Source organism: Brevibacillus laterosporus DSM 25 (assembly GCF_002706795.1).
In the GTDB taxonomy this organism is placed as follows: domain Bacteria; phylum Bacillota; class Bacilli; order Brevibacillales; family Brevibacillaceae; genus Brevibacillus_B; species Brevibacillus_B laterosporus.
Window position 1 is genome coordinate 4472018 of the sequence record NZ_CP017705.1, and the last position, 12446, is coordinate 4484463.

At 39.8% G+C, this 12446-nt stretch carries 10 protein-coding genes; 6 read left to right on the plus strand and 4 right to left on the minus strand.

The features are described from left to right. Positions 1-41 precede the first annotated feature (41 nt). The 3 genes from BrL25_RS21280 to BrL25_RS21290 all read right to left on the minus strand — a co-directional run bounded on the left by BrL25_RS21280 (position 42) and on the right by BrL25_RS21290 (position 3358). Positions 42-794 (minus strand): metallophosphoesterase family protein, encoded by a 753-nt coding sequence (locus BrL25_RS21280; RefSeq protein WP_018671093.1) that lies wholly within the window; start codon positions 792-794, stop codon positions 42-44. 204 nt (positions 795-998) lie between these two features. Continuing rightward, positions 999-2171 (minus strand): VanZ family protein, encoded by a 1173-nt coding sequence (locus BrL25_RS21285; protein ID WP_018671092.1) that lies wholly within the window; start codon positions 2169-2171, stop codon positions 999-1001. A gap of 251 nt (positions 2172-2422) precedes the next feature. After that, a complete protein-coding gene (locus BrL25_RS21290; protein ID WP_018671091.1) occupies positions 2423-3358 on the minus strand; it encodes a DMT family transporter in 936 nt (311 codons plus the stop codon). Positions 3359-3479: 121 nt separating this feature from the next. Here BrL25_RS21290 and BrL25_RS21295 point away from each other — a divergent pair, with 121 nt between their 5' ends. From BrL25_RS21295 to BrL25_RS21305, 3 genes are read left to right on the plus strand one after another with little or no spacing between them, the layout of a single operon-like run. Further along, a complete protein-coding gene (locus tag BrL25_RS21295) occupies positions 3480-4811 on the plus strand; it encodes an aminotransferase-like domain-containing protein (protein WP_018671090.1) in 1332 nt (443 codons plus the stop codon). Positions 4812-4840: 29 nt separating this feature from the next. After that, on the plus strand, positions 4841-6115 hold the full coding sequence (locus BrL25_RS21300; RefSeq protein WP_018671089.1) for a methyltransferase domain-containing protein: 1275 nt from the start codon (positions 4841-4843) through the stop codon (positions 6113-6115). 2 nt (positions 6116-6117) lie between these two features. Then, the gene (locus BrL25_RS21305; RefSeq protein WP_018671088.1) at positions 6118-8763 is read left to right on the plus strand and encodes a metallophosphoesterase; all 2646 of its coding nucleotides are present in this window, start codon (positions 6118-6120) and stop codon (positions 8761-8763) included. A 145-nt stretch (positions 8764-8908) separates the two neighbouring features. On the opposite strand, the gene BrL25_RS21310 is transcribed toward BrL25_RS21305, so the two are convergent. Continuing rightward, positions 8909-9469 carry a GNAT family N-acetyltransferase gene (locus BrL25_RS21310; protein ID WP_018671087.1) on the minus strand — a complete coding sequence of 187 codons (561 nt, stop codon included), beginning with the start codon at positions 9467-9469 and terminating at the stop codon, positions 8909-8911. 237 nt (positions 9470-9706) lie between these two features. Here BrL25_RS21310 and BrL25_RS21315 point away from each other — a divergent pair, with 237 nt between their 5' ends. From BrL25_RS21315 to BrL25_RS21325, 3 genes are all read left to right on the plus strand, one after another. Continuing rightward, positions 9707-10930, plus strand: a complete 1224-nt coding sequence (locus BrL25_RS21315; protein WP_018671086.1) for an RtcB family protein — start codon at positions 9707-9709, stop codon at positions 10928-10930. Between the two features lie 146 nt (positions 10931-11076). Then, entirely contained in the window at positions 11077-11826 is a 750-nt protein-coding gene (gene nfsA / locus BrL25_RS21320) for an oxygen-insensitive NADPH nitroreductase (protein ID WP_018671085.1), read from the plus strand. Between the two features lie 58 nt (positions 11827-11884). Continuing rightward, positions 11885-12415 carry an NAD(P)H-dependent oxidoreductase gene (locus tag BrL25_RS21325; protein ID WP_018671084.1) on the plus strand — a complete coding sequence of 177 codons (531 nt, stop codon included), beginning with the start codon at positions 11885-11887 and terminating at the stop codon, positions 12413-12415. Positions 12416-12446 lie beyond the last annotated feature (31 nt).

The following is a 12446-nucleotide window of genomic DNA, read 5'->3' on the forward strand; positions in this document are numbered from 1 at the left end:
GCTGTCAAGTGAGATAGCGGGCATTTTTGTATCTAAGAGTATTACACTCTGCCAGTTTTAAGCCATTTAGCCCAATCATCACGTCCATGCTGGCTAGCTGCTCTGGCTGCACGGTCCCAATCATATGGTACTTCAATATGCTCGACGGACCAGCCTCTTGCTTGATGGGTCAGGATAGCGTATTTGGCGTGAGGAGAACATGATTCCATCGCATGTGGGACAGGTGATTCATCGGTATATGCAGGTAACCCTACACTTCCTGGGTTTACGATTAGTTTTCCACTTGGTAGCATTACGGTACGTGGAATATGGCTATGACCACATAGGAGGACAGAATAATGAATGGAAGCGAGTGAACTTTCTAATTCTTCAGACGACCTGGTGCCCACGCTACCGTCTTTTCTTATTTCCTCTACTAAATAGGTCTCATCTGAAAAGGGAGTGCCATGACATAATAAGATGGAATCACGCCAAATATTCGTTGCAGGAAGACTCTGTAACCAGCTAATTTGCTTAGGAGTGATTTCTTTTAATATAGAAGGTGCATGGGTTGATAACGTATGATCTTCAAGTGATTCCCATAATATTCGATCCTGATTTCCAGAAATATGGATCATATCACGATTTTGTAATAAATCGTAGGTACGCTGTGGGTCTAGAGGTCCTAGCAATGTATCACCTAAATTAACAATAGCATCTACTTGACGTTGGTCCAAATCAGTCAGAACGGCGTCCAATGCCCATGCATTTCCGTGTATATCTGCTAGGATGGCAAGTTTTGTTTGTTCTAGCATACAATCACCTCATCCTTTACCATACTGCATAATAAAGCAGACGGCAATAATGCTCCGTCTGCTTTCTCCTTTTGTTAACTATTTTTCCATTAAAGTGAAGTTGTTTATAAATGCTTTGGGTGGTTCCTCCATCAGTAATTTGATTTCTTTACTCTAGCTTGGAGAATGAAACTCCAAGCTTTTGGATGTGGGCTAGCTATATTTTTAATCCGTTGTTTTGTGTCTTTTTATTTTACGAACTATCCTTGTTTGACTGATTGTTTCATAGTAAAATTGTCGCTTTTTTCGTAGTATGATCAGCAAGAAATGAAGTACCAACAAGGACTGGTACAAGAAGACCACGCCAAAAGTCATAATGTAGAGTAGTGGATAATAAGATAAGCTAGTTGGCAATCCATTGAGTATAAAATAGCCCACGGAAGTAATCGCGATGTTCCCGATATACAGGGTAACGTTTCGTTTTGCGATATCTTTTATTGGTAACTTCTCTCGCGCGGTAGATACAAGACGTAGACGCAATAGCCATAGTCCAATGGTTTGTCCTTTGCATAGATAGGTTATTCCAATAAAGTAAGCGATGAAGCAAGTAAATGTAATCAATGGATACTGAAATGTCGAATTGCTCCAGTTCGTAGAAGATGTATCCTTTATAAACAAGGCTGTAAACAGTGATGTTAGCTGTTCTACGATCAGGGAATCAATCAAAAAGGCAAGCAAACGATGTATGTAGCCAACAGGTTTTTCGTCCAAATTAATCCCTTGATCTAATTGGTCTTTAGGTGGGAACATGATTAGTAAGAATGGTGCAAGGAAAAATCCAGTTACGGCACCAGTGGTATTAAGCATCAAATCGTCAATATCAAATAGACGATATGGACAAGTATAAAAGCCATAGAGGGCAGTTAGCTGCGTTAATTCAAAAAAGAGTGATGTTATAAAGCCTACACCTAATGCAAATTTCCAACCTTTTTTAAAGAAATAACGTACATAGACACCTAATGGCAACAATAATAGAAAGTTAAAGGCTGCTTGCAAGAAGGCACGTTCTCGTAAAGCTGACAAATAGGTAGCTGGTTTGGACCATACGAGGTTGGTTTCCTTGAGAAAGTCTTGTACAAAGGAAAATGGCCGTAAATTGTAATAAACCGTTCCCGGTGATTGAATCGAACAAGTATCGATGATGTTCGGTAAAGGAAGAATCACCAGAAAATAGGCACATAGTGCATAAAATAAAAAGGATGACAGGAAAATGACGCGATACTTATTGATGTAGCCATAACGTCTATAGCTAAAGATCATATAAGGAACAGTCAAGATGAAGGCTACAAAGAGAAAAATAAATAATGCAGTTTGAATTGGTACGAGATAGGCTCCCATTTTGACACTCCTTAGATGATTTGATAGAGGAAGTTTGTAGGTAGGTACTCCCAATTCTCATTTTAACAAAAAAAACAATATTTGAATCGTATACTTTTGCAACTCCAGAGAAAAAAGTGTTAGTCAGCTTTTGTGTAAGTAATCTTCGGAAATGATATAAAAATAAATAGCTAATTCAAATAAAAAAGCCTTGAAGTCTTGGAGAGATTCAAGGCTGGTACATATCGATTGCTCTATCACATATTTCATTTTTAGGATTTTGGAATGCTTTGTGTTTGTTGTCTTTTTTGTCCTAAAAAGGAAGTACCAATAACACCGGCTACAATCATGACTGCTCCTACATAGTGGTAATACCCAAGCTCCTCGTGTAGAAAAATGACCCCAGCTAGCATAGAGATAAGTGTTGAAAGATTGTTAAATACGCTCATCTTGGTAGCTTCGATTTTAGATAGTACGTAATTGGATAAAAAGGCAGTGCCGACAGAAGACAGGATACTGAGATATAGTGTAGCCAATAAAAACCGCATATCAGCCCAAGGTGTAAAAAAAGCTGAAATTGTGCCATTGCTCAAGTGCTGGGACAGAGAAAGTACGTTAAAACAAACAAAACCCAATGACATCATGATAAAAGTTAGCTCTAAGGGCCCCAAAATTTTTGTTAAAGAACGTGCTAGTACACTGTATGCCGAAAACGAAAGGCACGATAGCATGATTAGCAAGGTTCCCATTCCGGAAAAGTGAACAGAGGAGCTTCCTTTCATTACGAAGATAAAAATGACCCCAGCAACAGATAGAAAAAGGGAAGCTTTTTGCCAACCGCTAGATCGCTCCTTTAAAAAAAGGGATGCGATCAGTAACGTAAAAATGGGAACAGTTGCTTGGATAATGCCTGCCTCTGAAGAAGAGGTGTATTGCAATCCGAATACCTGGAGAACAAAGAAAATCGCTGGATAAAATAAGGCGAGTGGTATTATTCTTTTTAAATCAGTCCATTTGATTCGAACATGTATCCAGCCGCATATTACTGGAATTAACATAACGACAAATGATATTGTAAAGCGATGAGCAATTACATCTAACGGTGTAGAAATCTGCAAGGCCAATTTTACAAAAAGAAATGAAAAGCCGATAATGATGCTGTATACGATAGCGGCTATATAGGCGCTGAATACTGACTTGGTTTGCATGACAATCATCTCCTGAAAATAATTCTCGGCCGATATCTACACTATAGCGAAGGAGAAAAATCGTCACAATGGAAAGAAACCGCAACTGTACCGGTACAGTTTAGTAAGGAAGGTGTCCCTTTTGTGCAAATATATAGAGATTGTAACTGACCTGGAAGAACGTATCCTTGGGGGAGAAATAAAGCCTGGTCAAAGACTACCTTCTATTCGACAGCTGTCAGAGACCTATCAATGTAGTAAGAGTACGATTATCCGAGGTTTTGCCGATTTAAAAAGAAGACACCTTATTTATTCCATCCCGCAAAGTGGCTATTATGTGGTTGGACGAAAAGATCCCGCTTTAATAGCAGACTCTAAACCATTCGTGGATTTTTCGTCTGCTGCACCTGATCCAAGCGTGTTTCCTTATCTTGATTTTCAGCATTGTATTAACAAAGCGGTGGATACCTATCAAGACGATCTTTTTAGGTATGGAACGGCACAAGGATTACCCACTTTGTTGCGATTATTGCAAAAGCAACTACAGTCCTATCAGGTTTTTACAGACGTTCAGCACCTATGTATCACCTCTGGAGTTCAACAAGCGCTTGCCATTTTGGGTCTGATGAGCTTTCCGAATCACAAACAAAAAGTATTGGTCGAACAGCCTACATACCATTTGCTGATTCAATTATTAGAATTACATCATATCCCTACGCTCACCATTAAAAGAACTGCGTCAGGTATCGATTTTCAAGAACTAGAGAGGCTTTTTCAGCAGGAATCAATCAAGTTTTTCTATACGATGCCACGCTTTCATAACCCATTAGGCACGTCATATTCGCAGAAGGAGAAAAAGCAAATCGCCTATTTGGCACAAAAGTATGATGTGTATATCATTGAGGACGATTATCTTGCAGATCTCGAACATGACACGAAGGCAGACCCGATCCATACTTATGCGCATTCCCATGTTATCTACCTCAAAAGCTATTCTAAAATCTTATTTCCCGGTTTACGAGTGGGCGTAGCGGTTATTCCCGCACCGTTGCAGGAGGCCTTTTATGCTTATAAAAAACTAATGGATATTGATAGCTCTATGCTGTCCCAAGCCGCACTAGAAATTTATGTAAAAAGCGGCATGTTTGATCGACATCGGGAAAAAATTCGTCTGTCCTATACAGGGAAAATGGAGCAAGTAAATAAGGTTTTTCGCAAATGGCAACAACATCAGGGTGTGGTTGAAGCCCCGCTAAATGGTGGTGTACACACGTATATCAAGACAAGGGCGCGAATGTCAGAAACCAATGTGAAAACGAATCTGCTCAAACGAGGAATTATCATAGACACCATGGATCGTTACTATATGAAATTTTCCGAAAAAGAGCTATTATGGCGAATCAACGTTTCTTATGTTGAGGAAACTCGGATAGAGAAGGCGCTAGGCGAGGTTGCGGAGGTTCTTCAATTATAGAGGTGAAGCTTATGGAAGGAGACTAAGACATGGCCATTATACAACTTACATCATCTAACCCAGACCTATCCTTCATTTTAAAAAAGAATCCAGCATCTGGTATGCAGATCAGGAGTATGCGAAAAGGCATAAGCTATGGCTGGTATGCAAGCCCAACCACATATGCAATCTATTTTCAGGATGCAGATCACGAGGTATCCTATCGCAAAGCAAAAGAAAACTCGTATGGATATGTAAATGTATCCCGCTACAATAGTCCAGTATTTCCACTCAATGCAATTAACGAATATTTTGGTACAGTGGTTAAAAATCGTCATGAAAAAGATCGAGAAGGCTATCAACACGAATGCAAGGTTTCGTTGATTTATATCGATATGGCACACTATGTATCCTTTTTTGACCAGTATTTTGAAGGGTTCAGCATCGAAATAGAGCCACTTGTTCACAAAAGCTATCAATTGACGATTCGCACTTCTTATAGTCTACATGAACTGTTGATGTTTGCTAGCTTATTATTTTTATTTTTAAGCCTATTAAGCGACGAGTATATGGATGTAACAGATAGTATTATCGTGAAATATATTGATTATATTAATAAACTTGATGCTCCATATTTTATTCGTTATTTATTTGCACGAAATGTAGTAACCGACCGCAAATTGTTTCAAAAATATGGGAAAGAATTAGAGAAATCCAACCGCCATCAATTGAAGCTACAGTATGGTGGAACTGCAATTCAACGTCGAGATGCGATCAAAGGCAAGCTGTCCTTTACAAGAGCAATTGTTGATATTGGGTCGGGAGAGGGGTTCTATGCCATTCCATTTGCTAAAAAAATTGAGCCACAATTCTACTACGCGATTGATATTTCGGAGCATGCTTTGTCAATTATAGATAAAAAAGCAGAGCAGGCTGAACTAGCAAATGTGTTAACCTATCCATCTTTAGACACTTTTTTAATGACATATGAAGATGAGCCTGTTGATGTCATTTGTACCGAAGTGATTGAACATATGTCAAAAGAAGAAGCAGAGGTTTTCCTCAAGCAGATGCTTACTCAGATTGCGTTTGAAACCTGCATTATTACCACACCCAATGCTGACTTTAATCAGTTTTATGCCTTGGATAAGTATAGACACGATGATCATAAGTGGGAAATGGGCACAGAGGAGTTCCAGAGCTTCATTGAACCTTTGTTAGGGGATGAATACATATATCACTTTTTCCAAATAGGTGACTTAGTAGATGGTATCTCTATCACGCAAGGCGTACATATTTTGCGTAAGGGAGAGGAAGGGGCTTGAATATGAACACAGACATGAAGATGAACACTAGCAACAATGCCAACATATGTATGACAACCAAGCTACACACCATCTTTTTGTTGGTAGGTCCTTCTGAATGTGGAAAAACGACGTTTGCGAAACATATTCTAATACCGCAGCTTCAACGCCAGGATGAATCAAAAAATTATCGGGCAAATGTCCAGTACATTTCTTCAGACGAAATCCGACAAGAAATTCTTGGGGCACCTTATCATAAATATGATCAAAGAATGCTAGAGAGTAGTAAACAAGCTTTTGATGTTTTATTTTCTAAACTACAAGCTGTCACAAGCTTTCCTATTCAAGCGGAATTTGTCATTGTGGACACGATTGGCTTGTCTGAAGAGTTTCGTGAACAAGTAGCCACGATTGCTCGTGAACAACATTATCAAGTAGAGATTATTTTGTTTGACTATAAAAATGTGCAAGAATATTACAATACAACCGATCTCAATAGAAGTGTTATTGCAAATCACGTAAAACGCTTACGTCAAGAAGTATTAGGGTCATTATCCAAATTGAAAGCGAGTGCTATTCACCGTATCCGAACAAAAGATTTCATTGATCCGAACACAGGAGAAGCAAATCCAAAGTATGTTGTACAGATTGGAAACGATAAAGAATACCTGACCCATCTTTTGCCACAGGAGTACCGATATCTAGTAGTTGGGGACGTGCATGAGCAGGTTCATGCTTTGAAAGAACTGTTAGCCTCTAATGGTTTTTCTTTAAACGAAAATAAAATTTTCGCTACGGATAAAACCAGCCATTGGCGCATCGTTCTACTTGGGGACTGGATAGACAAGGGCGGGAACACGCGTGAAATAGTAGAGTTTATTTGGGAAAATCGGAACTGGTTTTACCTGGTCAAAGGAAATCATGAAAATTTTGTCTATAAACTATTACGTGGAGATATTAAACAAAAGGAAATTGAGCCTTCTTTACTGGAAAAATACTTCACTTCGGCTGCTGATTTAAGCGATGATGAGCAGCTATGCTCGATGTTCTTTCAGCTAGTAGAGCAATCAAAGGATTTTTATCGCTTTATCGGGTCCAAAAGCGCATCTTATTTCTTGACTCATGCGCCTTGCAAAAACAAATATATTGGCAAACTAGATGCCTATGCGAAAAAACGCCAACGTAATTTTTATTTAGATCGTGATCGGGATATCGAACAACAGCTTGATTTCCTACAAGCAGAGAGCGCTAGCAACCATCCTTATCATGTATTTGGTCACGTAGCGTCTCAGAGCTACTACCGTCTGAAAAATAAGATTGGCCTAGATAGTGGTGCAGGTCATGGACACGCTCTAAGCTCCGTTTGGTTGGATCGCAATAGGCCCATATTTAAGCAAAGTAAAATGGATGACAGACTACTTCTCAAAGAGGCTTTACCACATCTGTTCCAAGCAAGCCATTCGGACGTACAGCTTGATTCGCTGGAGGAGTGGGACAAACGCAGAATCGAGTATGTTTTGGAGCATAAAATCAATTATATCTCGGGTACAATGGCACCTGCGGATAAAGACATTCAACAGAATGAATTGGAATCGTTACAGAAGGGACTTTCGTATTTTCGCAAGCATGGTGTAGAGCAGGTCGTTTTACAGCCTAAATATATGGGGTCACGCTGTAATATTTATTTGCATGAGGATATTGAAAAATGCTTTGCTGTGTCTCGAAATGGCTATAAAATTAAGCAGGTTGACATAACGAAAATGTATGAGCAGCTTCATCAAAAATTTTCTCCTTATATGCTTGATAAACATATCTCAACCATAATCCTAGATGGAGAACTATTGCCGTGGAAAGCGCTTGGTGAAGGGTTAATTGAAAAGGAATATAAGGTTATTGATACAGCGGTAGGGCTAGAGCTAGATTTCTTACAAGAGAACGGATTTGCAGAAGCTCTAAAAGAATTGATCGATAAGTATGATTCTACTGCATTTGAAACAGAGCGCCAGCATTTGAGCAAAAAGGAATTAGCAAAGCTATATGGGGATGCCACATATCAATCTTATAAATGGATTTCTCACGTCAAGGATACACAAATAGCTTTGGAAGAACAGAAAAAAGCTTGGCAAACCTATCATGAGCAGTTGCAGCTGTACGGAGAATCGGGAGAATTAACTTATAAGCCTTTTACGATTCTGAAATTGATCTATCAGGATGGTACGGAAGAAATCCCCGCTTGGCCTACTTCCCAGTTATTTGGATTTGTATCTTCTGATGAATATCTATTACTTGATTTGACGGAGGATCACTACCTAGAGAAGGCAACAGACTACTTTACGAAGCTTACAACCAAGCAGAGGATGGAGGGTGTTGTGATTAAGCCGGAGAAATTACAAGCTGGAATAGCACCGTTTATCAAGGTTCGTAATCCAGATTATCTGACGCTGATTTATGGCTACGATTATCAATTTCCGTATCGTTATCAGAAGCTGATTAATCAAAAACAAACACGTAAAAAATTGCAGACATCGATTGCAGAATTTGAACTGGGGCAACAAATGCTACATGTTACTAACGCAGAAATTTCCCCCGAAAATGAGGCTTACAAGCAAGTGGTAGCTAATTTGCTGTTTGAGGAGAGAAAAGAGAAGGAGCTTGATCCCAGATTGTAATAGTAGGTGAACCTACGAGAATGGATAAGTTCACTTACTAATGAGGTTATAAACAATAGGAATTGTTTAGTAAAAGCAGAGAACACCAAAGCTGTAGTCTGAAAAGAGGAGACCTTTATCTATAAGGAGAAAGGTCTCTCTTTTTTTATCTTTTATTGTCAAACTCGCTTCGCAAAATAGCAAAAATAACAGCGTCAACAAAACAGCCTTTTTCGAAAAAATATTCCTTCAGGAAACCTTCTTCTCGGAGCCCCGTTTTGGTTAAAAGTTTTCTTGATCCCTCGTTCTCTGGGTCAATAAAAGCTTCAATTCGATTCAAATTCCATTGAGAAAAACCAAAAGCAACAATCGCTTGAATTGCTTCAGACATGATTCCCTGCTGCCAATACTCAGGAGATAGCTCGTATCCAATTTCTGCCTTTGAATGCTCTTTGTTCACATTATGATATCCGCAGGTTCCAATCACTACATCGTCGGCTTTGTGTGTAATACCCCAACGAATCCCTTGCTTTTCCAAAAAGCGTTCGTTAAATAAAGAAATGATGTTTTCTGCTTGTTCTAGTTCTGTGAACGTTTCTAAGTCATAATATTTCATTACTTCATCCTTTGAGAAATAATGAAATATGGCAGGTGCATCAGAGGGTTGCAACTGACGAAGAATAAGTCTCGTTGTTTCAAGTTTCGGAAAGATTTGTACAGTATTCATTCTACCTGTTCCTCTCTTGATCATCGTTTATTCGCTTATCATTACAAATCAACTCATCTAAGTAGCTATTACTATCAGATAGTTGGAACTATTTTAACATAAGAGGAAAAATATACAATCTAATTGGGTGAAAGATGCAAAAATTGAGGAAGATTTGTTACAATCAGGTCATAAGACCACTGGCAAAAGGTGAAATCGAAGGATTTAGAAAATAATAAGCAACTAGGAGAGTGAAATATGTACCAAACCATTCAAAACGTACGTGTCTGGGGAACTCCGCTAGACAATGCTGTCTCGCAAGCTGTAACCTGTGCCCAGCATGGAAATGTTGTGCAGGTGCTATTGATGGCTGATCATCACAAAGGGTACTCTCAACCGGTTGGGGGAGTTGTCGTCTACGATGGGCAAATCTCTCCATCTGGAGTAGGTTATGATATAGCATGTGGAAATAAGGCGGTCCGTACTAATTTACTGTATCAGGATATCAAACAAAAAATGCCTGCTATTATGAACAAAATTGCCAAACGAATCTCCTTTGGAATGGGACGCGTGAATAATGAGAGGGTAGATCATAAGCTATTTGACGATGATAATTGGCACGTGTATAAGCAAATTGGCAAAAAAGAATACCAGTCTCTCTATTCATTGGCGCGCAATCAATTAGGGACGGTAGGAAGCGGTAACCATTTTGTGGACATTTTTGTGGAAGAGGCTACGGACGCTGTTTGGATTGCAAATCACTTTGGCAGTCGTGGTTTTGGTCATAAGACAGCGAGTGGATTCCTCAATTTGGCTCACGGTCGTGGTTTTTCCGATAAGGCACCAGGAGAAAGCATGGATCAAGCTCCGACCTTGCTAGATTTGCATACAGAAATTGGTGATATGTATCTGCGAGCTATGAGCTTAGCCGGTAAGTATGCTTATGCAGGGCGCGACTATGTGATTGATCAAGTATTAAAAATTTTAGGAGCCTCTAGTACGTTTGAGGTGCACAATCATCATAATTTTGCGTGGAAGGAAATACATGACGAGAAAGAGTATGTTGTCGTACGTAAAGGGGCAACTCCTTCTGCACCTGGTCAGCTTGGATTTATCGGCGGTAGTATGGGGGATATTTCTGTAATTGTTCAAGGAAAGGATTCCCAAGAAAACAAAGATGCTTTTTACAGTACGGTGCATGGAGCAGGTAGAATAATGAGTCGAACAGAAGCGGCAGGTCGTCTTAATTGGAAAACTCGTAAGCGTAGTGGAGGAAAGATTACTGAAGAGCAAATGCAAAAAGCCGTGCAAGATTTCGGTGTAGAGCTTCGTGGTGCAGGCCCAGATGAAAGCCCCTTTGTATATAAAAAGCTACAAGATGTCCTGCAAGCTCACACCGACACACTAGATGTTTTACATGTGTTAAAGCCTGTAGGGGTATGTATGGCAGGCTCAGACGAGTTTGACCCATATAAGGATTAACAGGTAAAAGAAAAGACTGATTTTTCTTGTTACACTTTCTTTTCCCAAAGCGTTTGCTTCTTCTCTCATTTGGATATTTAATAGAGAGGGGAACAGATTTACTTGGTTCCTTGTTTTCCAGTAGCAGGAAATGGGAGGAGATATCTATGAATAACATCATTGAAACCATGCTGAACCATCGTTCTATTCGACAGTATGAGGACCGTCCGTTATCAGAAGAACAAATTACTACGATTGTCAAATGTGCACAAGCGGCCTCAACCTCCAGTTACATACAAGCTTATTCAATCATCGGAATTACAGATAAAGAGACAAAACGTCAGTTGGCTGAGCTATGTGGTAATCAACCGTATGTAGAAACCAATGGTCACCTGTTTGTTTTTTGTGCTGATTTACACCGTCATCAAGTGATTGCAGAGATGGAAGGAAAAGAGCTTACTCCAGCCATTGAAAGCACAGAAAAATTTATGGTAGCAGTGATCGATGCGACACTTGCAGCACAGAATGCGGCCCTTGCAGCAGAATCTATGGGGCTTGGCATTTGCTATATTGGTGGTTTGCGCAATCAATTGCAGGCTGTCACAGAGCTTTTACACATCCCTACTCACGTCATGCCACTCTTTGCAATGACAGTAGGCTATCCGTTACACGAATCGAGTCAGAAGCCACGTTTGCCACTTGCACATGTGTACCATCAGGGGAAATATAATCAGGATGCACACAGCTACCAACAGCAATTGCAGAAGTATAACGAGACGATCTCTAGCTACTATCAAGAACGTACACAAGGCGAACGCTCAGATACATGGACAGCGCAGATGGCCAATATGCTGTCCAAACCCGCTCGTATGTATATGAAGGAATTTGTAGAGAAGCAAGGACTGAACAAAAAGTAGGTTGGTATGAAAGCACGTAACTAGGTAAGCATTACTACGGTAATTTGGAGGTAATCTCATGAAGGTGTTAGTTATCGCTGCTCATCCTACTATCGAGGAGTCAGTTGTTAATCGCGCATGGATAGAGGAAGCAAAGAAACATGTAGCGATTACGGTACATGAGCTTTATAAAGAATATCCTGACGAACAAATTCATGTGGAAGCAGAACAAAAATTATGTGAGCAGCACGACCGAATTGTTTTGCAGTTTCCGTTCTACTGGTATAGCTCGCCTTCGTTACTTAAAAAGTGGCAAGATGTAGTTCTGACCCATGGATGGGCGTACGGTACAAATGGGAACAAATTACACAATAAAGAATTAATCCTTGCGATAACAACAGGAAGTGTGGAGGAAAAATATCGTGCTGGTGGCCTGAATCAGTACTCCATGAGCGAATTATTGAAGCCTTTCCAAGCAACAAGTAATTTAATTGGTACGACATTTTTGCCCGCTTATCTTTTCCATGGGGTATATCAAGCGGATGAGCATGCTGTCCAAAAGAGTGCAGAAGAGTATGTGAAATATATTGTAGCAGAACATCAGGTGTAAAGCTTGTGAGATCCAAGACGTCCTATATTTA